Origin of the sequence: Allobosea sp. (genome assembly GCF_017308075.1) — a bacterium.
GTDB lineage: Bacteria > Pseudomonadota > Alphaproteobacteria > Rhizobiales > Beijerinckiaceae > Allobosea.
Window position 1 is genome coordinate 18,952 of record NZ_JAFKFX010000023.1, and the last position, 14,779, is coordinate 33,730.

Here is a 14,779-nt window from a genome sequence, read left to right on the forward strand (position 1 = left end):
TCCGTCGAGTTTCGGGCTCCGGCCATCCTTGCTGACCATTGGCCATTGACAGCTTGGAGTTGCGGGCCTTGAACGTTCTGGGGGAATCGCGCCGGCATCTCGCCGGGCTTCGGCGCGTGGAGGGCATGATGAGCGGGCATCCGACACGGATCGTGATCGCGGACGACCACCCGCTGTTTCGCGGCGCGTTGCGCCAGGCGGTTTCGCATGCATTGGCGGGGGCCGAGGTCAGCGAGGTCGGCTCGCTCGAGGCGTTGGGCCAGGCATTGGCCGAGGCCGCCGATCTCGACCTGATCCTGCTCGACCTGACCATGCCCGGCGTGCAGGGCTTCTCCGGCCTGCTCTTCCTGCGCGCGGCCCATCCCGAGATTCCGGTCATCGTCGTCTCGGCCAATGACGATCCGGCGGTGATCCGCCGCTGCATCGAGTTCGGGGCGCTGGGTTTCCTGCCGAAGACCGCCGAGGTCGCACAGATGGGCGAGGCGATCCGCGCCGTGCTCGATGGCGGGGTCTGGACCCCGCCGGGCGTCGATCTCTCCGCGCCGGTCGATCACGAGACCGCCGACATGGTCCGGCGCCTGGCGACTCTGACGCCGCAGCAGGTGCGCGTCCTGATGATGCTGTCCGAGGGGCTGCTCAACAAGCAGATCGCCTATGAGCTCGGGGTTTCCGAGGCGACGGTCAAGGCGCATGTCTCGGCGATCCTGACCAAGCTCGATGTCGACAGCCGCACCCAGGCGGTGATCGCGGCCGCGAAGATCGCCGGCGCCGGCTGGGCCGCCGCCGGCGCTTCCGCGACGAGCTGACGCCGCGCTTGCGGGGGACGCACGCTGTCGCTACCTGCAAAGGCAGGAGAGGCGCCGTTCAGGCTTGGTTCAAGCGGTGAATGGCTGGTCTCGGCCTCACTTTTCAAGAGGATTTCGGCATGGCCAATGGCGGCATCGAGCGCTTTCTCGGCGGCTCCGTTCTCAGCGTCCTGGTGCGCCTGCTCTTCATCTCGCTCCTGGTCGGCGCGGCGATGGCCTTTCTTGGCCTGTCGCCGACCGGGCTCTATGAGAGTGCGTTGCGCTTCGTGCGCTCGCTCGGCAATCTCGGCTTCGGCGCGGTGCGCGAGGTCGGCGGCTGGGCGGTGGCCGGCGCGCTGATCGTCATACCGCTCTGGTTGATCAGCCGGCTCTTCGCCTCGCGGCGCTAGGCGGGGGTGACCGGAGGTTCTGCGACCTCCGGTCGATCGTCGCAGGTCACGGCAGCACGGCGAGCTTTGCCGTCATGCCGGGGTGGAAGCGACAGATGATATCGACGGCGCCGGCCCTGGTGACCGTGCAGCGGCCTTCGGTACTGGCCGGAAGATCGACATCGAAGGACTTGTCGCGCGCCGTCGCCGTGTGCCGGACGGGGTCGCGATTGATCCAGGAGATGCTGTCGCCGACTCGGACCTCGCTCGGCATCGGCCCGAATTTCATCTTGTCGATCAGAACCGCGTGGCTGCGTGGCTCGGCCCGCGCCGGCCGTACCAGTGCGATGATGGTACCGCCGATCGTCAGCAATGCGCTGCGCCGGGAAGGAAGGGGCGCCATCACTTCACCGTCTGCGCGAGATGCTCGGCATGCGTCTGATGCGCCGTGAACAGCGCCAATCCGCTTTCGAGCAGCGCCTTGAGCTCGCCATTATGCGCGCCCGGGATCAGCGCCGTGCTGAGGGCCTGGTTGACCGTACGGTGATAGGCGATTTCGTTGGCGACATAGGCGCGATCGAAAGCCGCCCCCGAAAGCTTCCTGAGACGCTTTTCGGCCTGCGCCGCCTGCTTGGTCAGGCCCGCGCTGGTCCCATTCGCCTCCGGCTTCACATTGAGACGCTTGACGAGGGACAGGGCCTTCTCGTTGACCGCGGCATGGTCGCGGGCCATCAGCTCGGCGAAATCCCGGACTTCGGCATTTTTCGTCTTCGCCAGCGCGAGTTTGGCGGCGTCGACATCGATCTGCCCGGCCGTATAGGCGATATGGGCGATCTGGGGATCGCTGAGCTGCGAATCATGGGCGAAGGCCGCGCCGGTCGTGATCGCGAGGGCGGCGGCAAGAACGAGCAGTCTGGACATGGTGTGGCTCCGTGGCTTGCCGGGGCATCGATCGCCCCGGCAAGCCATTCGATGGCGCAGCGCAACCAAGGTTCCCGCAGGCGGCGCTCAGTGGTCGAGCGCCTCCAACACCTCGCGCCGTGCCCCGGGGGCGGTGTAGAGGCCGCGGAAGGCGCGGGTGACGAGCGCGCTGCCATGCTTGCGCACGCCGCGCGAGGACATGCAGGCATGGCTCGCCTGCAGCACGACGGCGACGCCTCGCGGCTCGAGTTCGGCCTCGATCGCGTCGGCGATCTCGGCCGTCAGTCGCTCCTGGATCTGCAGACGATGCGCCAGCGCATCGACCAGCCGCGCGAGCTTGGAGATGCCGACGACGCGCTCGCGCGGCAGATAGGCGATATGCGCGACCCCGCTGATCGCCGCCATATGATGCTCGCAGACCGATTCAAGCGGGATGTCGCGCAGCAGGACCAGCTCGTCATAACCGCCGGTCTCGCCGAATGTCCGTCGTAGGATCGCCCCGGGATCCTGCGCATAGCCGGCGAACCATTCCTCATATGCCCGCACCACGCGGGCGGGCGTTTCGAGCAGGCCTTCGCGCGCCGGATCGTCTCCGGCCCAGGAGATCAGAGTGCGTATCGCGGCTTCTGCTTCGGCGCGGGTCGCGCGCTGCGGCGAAAATCCCGGCGGCCGCGAGCAGGAGCACGCCTCCTCCGAAGCCGGAACAGGTGATAGAAGGGATCGAACGGTCACGCTTGGCTCCTCCGAATGCTTGTCGATCCCCGTTCGATGCGCCGGGGCGAAAGAAGTTCCCGGCCCGGAGCCCCCCGGGAACCTTTGTGCGCCGCGCGCATCCAATCGCCGTTTGCAGGAGAACGGCTCATGCTGGAAGTTCCGAGGAGCAGGCCGCTCGCCTGCGAGGCGATGAGCGAGGCGGAACTCGTCGCTCGCGCTCGTCGGCGCGAGCGCGGCGCCTTCCGAGTCATCATGCAGCGGCACAATCAGGGCCTGTTCCGGGTTGCGCGCAGCATCGTCGCCGACGAGGCCGAGGCCGAGGATATCCTCCAGGAAAGCTATGTCCGGGCCTTCGCGGCGCTCGATGGCTTCCGCGGCGCGTCCAGCCTGCTGACCTGGCTGACGCGGATCGTCATCAACGAGGCGCGCGGCAGGCTGCGCCGCCGCCGGCGTGCCACGGTCGAACTCGATCAGGTCGAAACAGCGCAGGCGGCGGGGGCCGCCGTCGTCGCCTTTCCCGGAGGACAAGCGATGGACGATCCGGAAGCCGCCATGGCCCGGGCTCAGATCCGCCTGCTGATCGAACGGGCGATCGACGCTCTGCCCGAGCCGTTCCGGCTCGTCTTCATTTTGCGCGAGGTGCAGGAATGCTCGGTCGAGGAGACGGCCGAGCTGACCGGAATTCGCCCCGAGACGGTCAAGACGCGACTCCATCGCGCACGCCGCCTATTGCGCCTCGCCTTGAACGAAACCCTGGCCTCGACCATGCACGAGACCTTTCCTTTTCTCGGCCGGTGCTGCGAGAGGATCACCGCCGCCGTCCTCGACAGGCTGGCGCCGCTTCAGGGCTGGGAGCCCGGGCCGGGCTGAGCCCGGCCGCCTTTCAGAGCGTCTCGCCGCGTGCGATCTCGGCAGCGTCGCGCCCGACCAGCGCGCTGAGGCGCGGCAGTCCGGCCTTGCGCGCCTCCGTGGCGAGGCCCTGCTTGATCTCGCAGACCAGGCCCGGCCCCTTGAACACCATCGCCGAATAGAACTGCACTAGGCTCGCCCCGGCCCGGACCTTGGCGAAGGCGGTCCGGGCGGAATCGATGCCGCCGACGCCGACCAGCGGGAAGCGCCCCTCGACGCGCAGGAAGGTTTCGGCGAGGAGCCTGGTCGAGGGCGCATAGAGCGGCTTGCCCGAAAGCCCGCCGGTCTCGGCCTTCGCCGCGTTGCGCAGGCTGTCGGGGCGCGCCACCGTGGTGTTGGAGACGATCATGCCGTCGATGCGACGCTTCAGTGCGACGGATACCATGCTGTCGAGCTCGGGTAGGCTGAGATCGGGCGCGATCTTGAGCAGGATCGGCGTCGCCCGCCCTTGCGCACGGACTTCATCGCGCGCCGCGAGCACGCGTGCGATCAGGTCGTCGAGCGCGCTTTCGGCCTGCAGGTCGCGCAGGCCGGGCGTGTTCGGCGAGGAGATGTTGACGGTCAGGAAATCCGCCAGCGGCGCCAGCCGGCGCGTCAGCACCGCATAATCGGCGCTGCGGTCGGCCGAATCCTTGTTGGCGCCGAGATTGACCCCGACGATGCCGCCACGGCGCCGGCGCGCGGCCAGCCGCGCCGCCACCGCCTCCATGCCTTCGCTGTTGAGGCCGTAGCGGTTGATCACGGCCTCGTCCTCCGGCAGGCGGAAGACGCGTGGGCGGGCATTGCCCGGCTGGGGCAGCGGCGTCACGCCACCGACCTCGACGAAGCCGAAGCCGAGGCCGAGCGTGCCGTCGATCGCCTCGGCATGCTTGTCGAAGCCGGCCGCGAGTCCGACCGGGTTCGGGAAGCGCAGGCCGAAGGCATCGACCGCGAGTGCCGGATCGTCGGCGGCCGGGCGCAGCGCCGGCGCCTTGGCCAGAGCCGCCACGGCGAGCTTGTGCGCCGTCTCGGCATCGAGTTTGTGGATCAGCGGCCGTGCGAGGCCGAACAGCGTGCCGATCACCTGATATCCTCCGGAAAGAGATGGCCCGCTGCACCGAGCGGCAATGGCGCGATCCAGCGCGCCTGCTTCGGGTCGAGCATGGCATAGAGATGCGGGAACAGCGCCCCACCGCGCGAGGGCTCATAGCGCAGCCTGTCGCCGAGCCTGGTCGGGTCGACGGCGATCAGCAATAGCCCTGCCTGCCCGGCGAAATGCCTGGCGGCGGTTTCGCGGGCCTGAGCGCCGGTCGAGAAATGGATATAGCCATCAGCGAGGTCGATGGGGGCGCCGGCGAAGACACCGGCGCGTTCAGCCTCGCGCCAGAGTGCCTCGGGGCAGATCTTGTAGATCAGCGAAGGGGGGGAGAGCAGCATGCCCGAGGGCATATCCCCTGTGCTCACCCGGTAAAAGCCCAAACCGGGAGCGTCCGCAAAAACATCGCAGGTGACTGCGGCCGGCTGGAAATCCCGATGCTCCGTCCATATCGGGCTTTGGCCGTTTCGCGACGGACGGCGGTGCGAGGCGGCGATGAAAACGGCAAAAATCAGATTGCAGTCTTATGCGATAGGGGATATTTCCTATGGTATTCCCATGCCGACCATGACAAGGCAGTTTCACCGACCCGGCCGTCGCGACCTCGTCGGATGCGGCGCCGGCCCGTCGATGCCGCCAGGAAAGTGACATTGGCCATGCTGTCCCATGACCAGATCTGGAGCGCGATCGATCAGCTCGCCCAGCGCTATGGCCTGACGCCATCGGGGCTCGCCCGCAAGGCCGGCCTCGACGCGACGACCTTCAACCGCTCCAAGCGCGTCGGTTCCGACGGGCGCGAGCGCTGGCCTTCGACCGAATCGATCGCCAAGATTCTCGCTGCGACCGGAGCGAGCTTCGATCAGTTCATGAACGCGGTCCGGCGCGGCGCGGCACCCACCCACACCATCCCGTTGATCGGCTTCGCCCAGGCCGGATCCGGCGGTTTCTTCGACGATGGCGGCTTCCCGGCGGGAACCGGATGGGACGAGGTCGCCTTTCCCGGTATCGCCGACGAGAAGGCCTATGCGCTGGAGATCGCCGGGGATTCGATGCTGCCGCTCTATCGCGACGGCGATACCATCATCGTCTCCCCGGCCGCGGCGGTCCGGCGCGGCGACCGGGTGGTGGTCAAGACCGTCGATGGCGAGGTCCTGGCCAAGCAGCTCAGGCGGCAGACGGCAAAGACGGTCGAGCTGGCCTCGCTGAACCCCGACCATCCCGACCGGGTGCTGGCGCTCTCCGAGATCGCCTTCATGGCGCGGGTTATCTGGGCGAGCCAATAGGCCGGGGCTCGGCCGGGCGTCGGCCCCGGGGGGAGATGTTCAGGGGCGGGCCTTGTGCCCGGGCAAGGACACCTTGAACACGGCGCCGAGCTCGGACGGCTCGAGATGGATCATGCCGCCATGCAGCCGCACGAGTTCGGCAGCGATGGCGAGGCCGAGCCCGGTGCCGCCCGGGGTGACCGAGCCGCGAAAGGCCTGGAACAGGTTCTGGCGCGCCCGTGCCGGGACGCCGGGGCCGTTATCGGCGACGCGCAGCACGAGTTCGCTGCCCTCGTAGCCGCCGCTGATCACCAGCGACGGTGCCCGACCATCCTCCAACGTGCCGTCCTCCAACGCGCGGATCGCGTTGCGCATCAGGTTGGAGAGCACGCGCGCCATCTGGTCGGGGTCGACATTGGCGACGAGCTCTGCCGGCACCTGGTTGACGAAGCCGATCTTGCCGTTCTCGCTCAGCCCGAGCAATTCGGCCTGTTCGGCGACGAGCTGGCGCAAGACCACCTCGCGCAACTGCGGGGTCGCCTCCGCCGCGCGGCCATAGGCCAGCGTCGCCTGGCAGAACTCGATCGCCCGGTCGAGCGTCGCGATCAGCCGAGGCGCGAAGCTGCGAATCTTGGTGTCGCGGGTTTCGGTCAGGCGGTCAGACATGAGCTGCGCCGCCGCCAGCATATTGCGCAGATCATGGTTGATCTTGCTGACCGCCAGCCCGAGCTCGGCGAGGTGCTTCTTGGCGCGCAGATCACTGGCCAGCGTCGCCTGCATGCGGGCCAGGGCCCGTTCGGCCTCGCCGACCTCGTCGACCCGGTTCGACGGGGTGATGATCCGGTAGGGGTTCTCCGGATCGTTCTCGAACTCCATGACATTGGCGGCGAGATGCCGGATCGGCGTCACGATAAGCCAGTTCAGCGCGAAATAGATCACCCCGGCGCTCAGTGCCGAAATCAGCAGCGAGATCAGCAGCAGGTTCCACGAGAATTTCAGCATCGCCCGGCGCAACGGTGCCTCGTCGATCACCAGCTCGACGAAATCGGCGGCGCCGACGGCTTGCCCGACCACGCGGATCGGCAACTTATGGGCCGGCCGCAGCAGCATGGAGACCGCTTCCATGATCGAGCCCATTCGGCTCAGATTGCGCAGGTCGACCGTCTGCGCGACTTCGGGCGGCATCGCGTCGAGGCTGAGCAGACGGCGTGCTCCGCCGACGCGCGCGGCGATCGCCCGTGCGCCGACGCCGGCGAGGAGCCGTTCCTCGCTGCCCTCCGGCAAGCCGTTATTCGGCGCGCCCTCGAGCACGAGCACGGCGATCTGCGCCGCGGCGAGCCGGTCATTCAGCCAGGAGCGACGGAAGGTCGCGACGGAGGGCAGATAGATCAGCACCTCGGCCAGCATCACGAAGAGCGTCGTCAGGACCAGCAGCTTGGCCGACAGGCCGAGGCGCGTCAGTCCTCGTGGAAGGCTGATCGACAGGTTACGGTGATCGAACTCTCTCTCCGGCATATGGCGCAGTCTATCCGAAGCGCCGCAGGAAGCCGATCAGGCGGCGCAGGCCGGGCCGCGAGGCGAGGGGAGTGTGAACTGACAGCGCGGCGCGCTTCGAGATCTCCGACAATGTCGGCGCGGGCAGGGCGAGATCGGCGACATCCCTGACGTTGAGGCGCTGGCGCACCGCCAGGCTCCAGAGCCCGATCAGTTCGCCTGCCTGCGCGCCGACGATGGTCACGCCGAGAATATGCCCCCTTCGGTCGGTCACGACCTTGATCAACCCCTCGCTGCGGCCTTCGGCCCTGGCCCGCTCGTTCTCGGCATAGGGCCAGCGCAACACCCCGATCGTGCCCTGTAGGCGCGCCTCGGCTTCGGAAAGGCCAAGGCTCGCCAGTTCGGGCTGGCTGAGAGTCAGCCGTGGGAGAGCGGCGCGCGTGGCGTTGACCGGCAGGCGAAACAGCGCGTTGCGCACCACGAGGCCGGCATGGTGCTCGCCAGCATGCCCGCAGGGGGGGGGGCCGGCGATGCGGGCGCAGTCGCCGATGGCGAAGATGCGACGGTTGGCGGTGCGCAGGCCTCGGTCGACCGTAATGCCGCTGTCGTCGGCGCGGATGCCGGCGAGGTCGAGATCGAGCCCGGCGAGCCGTGGCTTGCGGCCGTTCGCGAGCAGCAGATGCGTCCCCTCCACCGCAGTTTCGGCGGCGTTCTCCTCCCGCGGCGCGAGAACGAGGCGAGGGCGGTGGCGGGCGCTCTCTGCCCGTAGCAATTCACGGCCCTCGTGCAGGACGACGCCGTCGCGCAGCAAGGCGCGCCGGATGAGGTCGCAAGCCTCCGGGTCTTCCTGCGGCAGCAGGCCCTCCGGCAGGATCAGCACGACTTCGCTGCCGAGCCGACGCATCGCCTGGGCGATCTCGACGCCCGCCGGTTCGCCGCCGAGGACGAGCAGCCTCTCCGGCCAGCGCGGCGCCACCATGAGCGTCTCGACGGTCAGGAAGGGCAGTTCGGCAAGGCCGGGCACGGAGGGCGCGGCCGGCTGCGCGCCGAGCGCTATGACGAAGCGCCGTGCCCTGATCCGGTGCTCGCCGGCCGCGAGGGTGTGGCGATTGAGGAAATGGGGCTCGCCCCGCAGCTGGACGATGCCGAGCGCAGCCAGGCGCTCGGCCGAGCCGTTCAGCGCCAGCGTGTCGGCGAGCCGCTCGGCCTGTCCGCGCAATTGCGCCGCGTCGACCTGCGGCTCGCCGAGAGACAGGCCGAAGCGGCCGGCTTCGCGGAGCGCCGAAAGTCTCTGCGCGGCAGCGGCGAGCGCGACGCATGCGCTGGAGCCGGTGACGGGTTGTTCGGCGCCGTCGGTGGCGGGTGGCGTCACCAGCACGACGGAGACGCCGAACAGCGCCGCGGTGGTCGCGACCGTGAGCGCCCCGGGGCCGGTGCCGACGACGCAGATGTCTGGGGTCATCGGCCCGGGCCTGGCCAATGCGTGGGCGGTTTCGGTCAACGCCACCTCTCCGGGCTCGCTTTCCTGCTTCTGCTGATGCGTTGCCGGCCCAGCTGAATCAAGGCGCCACGCCGATCTCGGGCAGGAGAGGCCCGGTTGCGGCGGCGGTGGGGGCTATCTGGTCATCGCCACGGACAACAGCAAGGGGTGCCGAGGGCAACTTGCCCTCGAGCACGGGGCCGGCCAGGTCAGGCCCGCTTGCGGGATTCACTCTTGACGAATTCCGAGACCGGCTCGGGACGGCCGAAGAGATAGCCCTGCGCCCGCTGGGCGCCGAGCAGTTGCACCGCCATGCGTTGCGCTTCGGTCTCGATGCCCTCGACCACGACGTTCATCGAAAGGCGGCGGGCCAGCTGGCAGACCGCTTCGATGATCGCCTTGGAGGCTTCGTCGGCGTTGACGTTGCGGCTGAAACTCTGGTCGATCTTCACCTGCGAGAACGGATAGGTGGAGAGATAGGCGAGCGAGGAATAGCCGGTGCCGAAATCGTCGAGCGCGAACTTGATGCCGATGGTGCGCAGTTCGTTGATCAGCTCGAGCGTCGCCTTGTTGTCCTCGATCAGCAGCGATTCGGTCACCTCCAGCGTCAACCGGCCCGGCGCGAGGCCGGCAGCGAGCAGGGCGTCCTTGACGGTCTGAACCAGGCGCACCGGCTCGCGAAACTGCAGCGGCGAGACATTGACCGAGACGCCCACGCCATCGGGCCATTTCGCCGCGTCGAGGCAGGCCTGCGCGATCGCCCAGTCGCCCATCCCGGCGATCAGACCGGATTGCTCGGCTATCGGGATGAAGACGCCGGGTGGCACCATGCCGCGCGTCGGATGCGGCCAGCGCATCAGCGCCTCGCGCGTGACGACCTGCTGGGTGCGAAGATCGATGATCGGCTGGTAGTAGAGCTGAAGCGCGCCTTCCGCGGTGGCCTGGCGCAGATCGACCTCGATCTCGTGGCGGTCGAGCATCTCCTCGGCCATGGCGGGGTCGAAGAAGGTCGCGGTGTTGCGGCCCGCCGACTTGGCTTTGTAGAGCGCGGTGTCGGCATGGCGCAGCAGGTCGGCCGGGTTCGCGCCGTCGGTCGGCGCGAGAGCGATGCCGATGCTCGCGGTGACATAGACGGTCTTGGTATCGAGTTCGAAGGCGCGCCCCATCGCCTCGATCATGCGTTGTGCGATGATGCGGACCGTGTCGACATCGGCGGCAGGCAAGATCAGCACGAATTCGTCGCCGCCGAAGCGCGCCAGCATGTCGCTCTGCCGGATCGCGGCCTTCAGCCTGGCGGCGGTCTGCACCAGCACCTTGTCGCCGATGTCGTGGCCGAGATTGTCGTTGACCTGCTTGAAGCCGTCGAGGTCGATATAGAGCAGTGCGAAGGCCTGGCCGGTCCGCTCCTGCTTCTTGAAGGCCTCGGCGAGCTGGCCATTGAACTCGAAACGATTGGCGAGGCCGGTCAGCTCGTCGAAGCGCGCCATCTGCTCGATCAGCGCCTCGGTCGCCTTCCGCTCGGTCGCATCCTCGGTGAGCATCAGCACGCCGCCTTCGGCGGCTGGCGCGATGGTGACGACCAGCATCCGGCCGTTGCGCGACTGGAATTCGTAGACCGCCGCCTGCTGCATCGCCTGGACCCGGTCCAGCGCGGCCTTGATGGCGCGGACCTGCTCGGCGCTGGCGATCTGCCGCTCGACGAGAAAACGCGCGACGGCGGTGATCGGGGTGCCCGGCAGGGTCAAGGTCTCCGGCATCCCGTAGAGGGCGGCATGCGGGGCGTTGGAGACGGCGAGCTCGAGCTTGCGATCGAACATCGCCAGCCCATGGATCATGGTGTTGAGCGCAGCGTCGAGGGTCAGGTTCTGCGAGTGCAGGGCCGTGGCCAGTGCCTTGGACTGCTTGGTCGCGTCGCTCAGCGCCAGCAGGTTGCGATGCAGCGAGTTGGTGATCGCGATGTTCGCCGCCACGTACAGGAAGGCGAAATAGCCGATATAGTGATAATAGGGATTGTGCGCCTGGATCAGGCCCAGTGCCATCGGCACGCAAAAGGTCAGCAGCTGGACCGTGACGAATTTGGGACGTCCGGCATTGCGCGCGACATAGCCGGAGGCCAGCGCGATCGTCGAGGCGACGGAGGTTATGTGAGCGGCCGGATCATCGGTGTTGGCCAGCGCCACATAGCAGCTGTAGCCGAGCACGGCGCTGAAGACGGTCGCGCCGGCGAAGTACTCGCGATCCCAGCGCCGCGTCTCCTCAAAGCTGTCCTCGGAATGATCGAGCCTGCGGTAGCGGATCACCGTCAGGATGCGTAGCACGACCACCAGCGCGACCGACAGCGTCAGCGTCATGAAGATCTGCGCGCCGGTCGAGAGCCAGCAGAGATAGGGCGTCAGGATGCCGGCGATGCCGCCGGGAATGATCGAGCCCGGCGAAGAGAACAGTGAGGAGACCAGCAGTCTGTAGTCGGCGAGGTCGACCTCGCCGACGCCGCCATGTGCAATGGCAGGTAGCTCCGTCGTCTCGCTGCGCACTGCGAGCGTGCGCTGCCGGTTCGGCGCTCCCGCCATATACTCCTGCCCTTCGACAGCCTCGGGAAGGCGGCAACAGCTCAGTCGTTCGCCCCGTATTTAAACCCGTTTAGACCGGAAAGGTAAAAGTTCCGTGAGATTTACGCGACCGAGTCGCGGGATCGATCGGGGGGGGCCGCCGCCAGGGAAGCGCCCGGCCGGGCGGCCTCAGTGATGTCCGGGGCTACGAGCCTCGGGCTCATCCTGGCGCTGATAGACCCGCGCGAGCATGCGATCCTGCGTCTGGGCGATGCGCTGCAGCTTGGAAATGGCGGCAGGGTGCAGACGCAGCATGCAGTCCGTCCAGATTTCACCGAGATGCTCGAGTTCCTCGCGCAAATCGCCGGCGCGACGGTTGAAGGCCGAGAACAGCGCCGTCTTGGCTGCATGCATCGGCAGGGAGTCGGCAGCGTATTTGCGGATCCAGTCCTCGCCGGTGCCCGTCGGCACCACCGCTTCCAGCCCGCCTGCGGCCATGAATTCCTCCGCGCTCAGCTCCTCAGCCGACAACAGCATCCGCTCGGCGGCACGTGCGCCCATGCGGCGCGACAGGATCGCCACGGCGGTGATCGGGAAATGGTTGAACTTGATCTCGGGGTAGACGAACGAGGCCTGCTGCTCGGCGATCATGATATTGCATGAGCGCGGCGCGTCGATGCCGCCGCCGATCGCCTTGGCGTGGATCGTCGACAGCGTCACCACCAGCCCGTTGAGGCCGCTGGCGTTGCGCACGGCCCCTTCGATCGACAGCCGGGCATATTCGGCCAGCGCGGCCCGGTCGTTCTTGGCCAGGCAGTCCAGATAGAAATCGAGATCGCCGCCGAGCGTGAAGAACGGTCCGGTGCCGCGGAAGGCGAGGAAACGCACGGGCGCGGCGTGATAATCCTCCGGCGCGCCCCAGAGATCCATGATCGCCTGCTGCACCTTACCCAGGCTGTCGAGCAGTTGCAGCGTGAAGACCGGCTTCAGCTCCGGTTTGATCGTGACCCAGAGCGTCCGGATCTCCGCCTCGTAGGCCAGCTGCACCTCCGGCAGGAAGCCGGCGCGGTGCCGGATCGCCTCGATGACCTCCTTGCCTGTCAGTCCCCGAGCCGGCGCGCCGCCGATCGCCGCTGCATAGCTCTGGAACATCCCAACTCTCCTCGTCACTCAACCCGCCGAAAAGGTACGCGAAGTTAATAATGTGTAAACGAAAACTGGCAGAAATGGTTAATTTCATTAAGATTTGTGAGCCCCCTAAGCAGTTCGGGCCGCCCGGCGCCGAGGCGCCGAGGAGGTCGATTTCGAATGGGTCGGAGGCTTTTCGTTCGTCACGCCATGGTTGTGCTGCCGCCGTGTTCGCTACGGTCGCTTGCGCTCGGAACAGTGGGGAATGCCTTCGGCGCGGCCTTCTCGGAGACGAGTTTTCCTGCCGCGAGGCCTGTTCGGAGAGGAAACTGCTCGGCGAAGGAGTGGAGCTGCTGCCTCGCAAAGGCGGCTATTGGCTCAGTCCTCGGCGGGTTCGGCCGCAGTTGTGCCGCAATCGGTCGGCCATGACGGAGCGCGTTTGGTGCGCCGGCGGCTTGTCCGCCGTCGCCCGAGCGGCTAACCATTCACCCACCCGCCGCCTCGCCGTGACGGGGCACTTCCGACGAGCTGACGCCTTGAGCCGCCAGACCGAAGCCGACGAGCAGAAAAGGGCGCGCCTCGCCGCCGCCCTGCGCGAGAACCTGAAACGCCGCAAGGCGCAGGCGCGCGCGCGGCGGACGGCCGAGACGGAAGCGACAGACGAAACGCCGCCCGCCCAGGCCGAAACCTCACGGTCCTGACCAAATCCCTCCCGCCGGCGCTCCCCTGCCGGCCGCGCCAGCAGGACGAGCCAGATGGACCGTATCCGCATCACCGGCGGTCAACGCCTCGACGGCGTCATCCCGATCTCGGGCGCCAAGAACGCGGCCCTGCCGCTGATGATCGCCAGCCTTTTGACCGACGAGACGTTGACGCTCGCCAATGTGCCGCGCCTCTCGGATGTCAGCGCGCTCTCCCGCATCCTCTCCAATCACGGTGTCGATCGCTCGATCGCCGGCAAGCGTGTCGGCCAGACCTCGGAAACCGGCCAGACCTTCGCGCTGACCGCACGCCAGATCGTCGACACCTGCGCCCCCTACGAGCTGGTCTCGACCATGCGCGCCAGCTTCTGGGTGATCGCGCCGATCCTCGCCCGCATGGGTGAGGCGAAGGTCTCGCTGCCCGGCGGCTGCGCCATCGGCACGCGCCCGGTCGATCTCCTGCTGATGGCGCTCGAGCGCCTCGGCGCCAAGATCGATATCGAGAACGGCTATGCGCTGGCGCGGGCGCCGAAGGGCCTTAAGGGCGGCGATATCGTCTTCCCGAAGGTCACGGTCGGCGGCACCCATACCGCCCTGATGGCGGCCGTGCTCGCTGACGGCGTCACCACCATCGAAAACGCCGCGCGCGAGCCCGAAGTCGTCGACCTCGCCGACTGCCTCAACAAGATGGGCGCCAAGATTGAAGGCGCCGGCACCTCCACCATTACCATTCGCGGCGTCGGGCGGCTTGGCGGCACGCATCATGCCGTGCTGCCGGACCGGATCGAGACCGGGACCTACGCGATGGCGGTGGCGATGACCGGCGGCGACGTGCTGCTCGAAGGCGCCCGCGCCGACCTGCTCCAGGCCGCGCTCGACGTGATGGTCGAGGCCGGCGTCGAGGTCTCCACCAGCAATGAAGGCGTCCGCATTCGCCGCAACGGCGCGGCGCTGGAGCCGGTCGACGTCACCACCGACCCGTTCCCCGGCTTTCCAACCGACCTGCAGGCGCAGCTCATGGCGCTGATGACGCGCGCCAACGGCACCTCGCGCATTCGCGAGACGATCTTCGAGAACCGCTTCATGCACGTGCAGGAGCTCGCCCGGCTCGGTGCGAAGATCAGGCTCGACGGCGACGCGGCCTATGTCGACGGTGTCGAGAAGCTGACTGGCGCCCCGGTGATGGCGACGGATCTGCGTGCCTCGGTCTCGCTGGTGATCGGCGGGCTGGTCGCCGAGGGCGACACCATGATCAACCGCGTCTACCATCTCGATCGTGGCTTCGAGGCGCTGGAGGCCAAGCTCGGCCGCTGCGGCGCCCAGATCGAGCGCATCAGCGGTTGACGCCGGCTGGCGTCCCCGCCAGATAGGA

At 67.9% G+C, this 14,779-nt stretch carries 15 protein-coding genes; 6 read left to right on the plus strand and 9 right to left on the minus strand.

What is annotated here, in order from left to right:
• Nucleotides 1–128 precede the first annotated feature (128 nt).
• Both J0J10_RS01055 and J0J10_RS01060 read left to right on the plus strand, forming a co-directional pair.
• Nucleotides 129–806, plus strand: a complete 678-nt coding sequence (locus J0J10_RS01055; protein WP_291636719.1) for a response regulator — start codon at nt 129–131, stop codon at nt 804–806.
• A gap of 80 nt (nt 807–886) precedes the next feature.
• Nucleotides 887–1,195, plus strand: coding sequence for a DUF6460 domain-containing protein (locus tag J0J10_RS01060; protein WP_291636717.1), 309 nt, complete (start codon nt 887–889; stop codon nt 1,193–1,195).
• Between the two features lie 46 nt (nt 1,196–1,241).
• Here J0J10_RS01060 and J0J10_RS01065 read toward each other — a convergent pair whose 3' ends face one another.
• The 3 genes from J0J10_RS01065 to folE form a co-directional block, all read right to left on the minus strand.
• Nucleotides 1,242–1,577 (minus strand): cupredoxin domain-containing protein, encoded by a 336-nt coding sequence (locus J0J10_RS01065; protein ID WP_291636715.1) that lies wholly within the window; start codon nt 1,575–1,577, stop codon nt 1,242–1,244.
• Nucleotides 1,577–2,095, minus strand: a complete 519-nt coding sequence (locus J0J10_RS01070; protein ID WP_291644544.1) for a DUF4142 domain-containing protein — start codon at nt 2,093–2,095, stop codon at nt 1,577–1,579. Before J0J10_RS01070 ends, J0J10_RS01065 begins: the two co-directional genes overlap by 1 nt.
• Before the next feature lie 87 nt (nt 2,096–2,182).
• Nucleotides 2,183–2,827 carry a GTP cyclohydrolase I FolE gene (folE, locus tag J0J10_RS01075; protein ID WP_291644546.1) on the minus strand — a complete coding sequence of 215 codons (645 nt, stop codon included), beginning with the start codon at nt 2,825–2,827 and terminating at the stop codon, nt 2,183–2,185.
• A gap of 129 nt (nt 2,828–2,956) precedes the next feature.
• On the opposite strand from folE, the gene J0J10_RS01080 reads away from it, so the two are divergent.
• Nucleotides 2,957–3,679, plus strand: a complete 723-nt coding sequence (locus J0J10_RS01080) for an RNA polymerase sigma factor (RefSeq protein ID WP_291644548.1) — start codon at nt 2,957–2,959, stop codon at nt 3,677–3,679.
• A 13-nt stretch (nt 3,680–3,692) separates the two neighbouring features.
• On the opposite strand, the gene J0J10_RS01085 is transcribed toward J0J10_RS01080, so the two are convergent.
• Together J0J10_RS01085 and J0J10_RS01090 are read right to left on the minus strand one after the other, a co-directional pair.
• Nucleotides 3,693–4,781, minus strand: coding sequence for a quinone-dependent dihydroorotate dehydrogenase (locus J0J10_RS01085; RefSeq protein WP_291636707.1), 1,089 nt, complete (start codon nt 4,779–4,781; stop codon nt 3,693–3,695).
• Nucleotides 4,778–5,134 carry a DUF952 domain-containing protein gene (locus J0J10_RS01090; protein ID WP_291636705.1) on the minus strand — a complete coding sequence of 119 codons (357 nt, stop codon included), beginning with the start codon at nt 5,132–5,134 and terminating at the stop codon, nt 4,778–4,780. The genes J0J10_RS01085 and J0J10_RS01090 overlap by 4 nt, the downstream gene beginning before the upstream one ends.
• A gap of 315 nt (nt 5,135–5,449) precedes the next feature.
• Here J0J10_RS01090 and J0J10_RS01095 point away from each other — a divergent pair, with 315 nt between their 5' ends.
• Entirely contained in the window at nt 5,450–6,076 is a 627-nt protein-coding gene (locus J0J10_RS01095) for a S24 family peptidase (RefSeq protein WP_291645250.1), read from the plus strand.
• 39 nt (nt 6,077–6,115) lie between these two features.
• On the opposite strand, the gene J0J10_RS01100 is transcribed toward J0J10_RS01095, so the two are convergent.
• The 4 genes from J0J10_RS01100 to J0J10_RS01115 all read right to left on the minus strand — a co-directional run bounded on the left by J0J10_RS01100 (nt 6,116) and on the right by J0J10_RS01115 (nt 12,730).
• A complete protein-coding gene (locus J0J10_RS01100) occupies nt 6,116–7,570 on the minus strand; it encodes a sensor histidine kinase (RefSeq protein ID WP_291644572.1) in 1,455 nt (484 codons plus the stop codon).
• A 10-nt stretch (nt 7,571–7,580) separates the two neighbouring features.
• On the minus strand, nt 7,581–9,011 hold the full coding sequence (locus J0J10_RS01105) for a dihydrolipoyl dehydrogenase family protein (protein ID WP_291644574.1): 1,431 nt from the start codon (nt 9,009–9,011) through the stop codon (nt 7,581–7,583).
• Between the two features lie 227 nt (nt 9,012–9,238).
• Nucleotides 9,239–11,599 carry a putative bifunctional diguanylate cyclase/phosphodiesterase gene (locus tag J0J10_RS01110; RefSeq protein WP_291644576.1) on the minus strand — a complete coding sequence of 787 codons (2,361 nt, stop codon included), beginning with the start codon at nt 11,597–11,599 and terminating at the stop codon, nt 9,239–9,241.
• A 168-nt stretch (nt 11,600–11,767) separates the two neighbouring features.
• On the minus strand, nt 11,768–12,730 hold the full coding sequence (locus J0J10_RS01115) for an enoyl-CoA hydratase-related protein (protein WP_291644578.1): 963 nt from the start codon (nt 12,728–12,730) through the stop codon (nt 11,768–11,770).
• A 512-nt stretch (nt 12,731–13,242) separates the two neighbouring features.
• Here J0J10_RS01115 and J0J10_RS01120 point away from each other — a divergent pair.
• Complete coding sequence (locus tag J0J10_RS01120) at nt 13,243–13,407, plus strand: hypothetical protein (RefSeq protein ID WP_291636695.1); 165 nt, start codon at nt 13,243–13,245, stop codon at nt 13,405–13,407.
• 54 nt (nt 13,408–13,461) lie between these two features.
• Nucleotides 13,462–14,751, plus strand: a complete 1,290-nt coding sequence (gene murA / locus J0J10_RS01125; protein ID WP_291644580.1) for a UDP-N-acetylglucosamine 1-carboxyvinyltransferase — start codon at nt 13,462–13,464, stop codon at nt 14,749–14,751.
• The last annotated feature ends 28 nt before the right edge of the window (nt 14,752–14,779 follow it).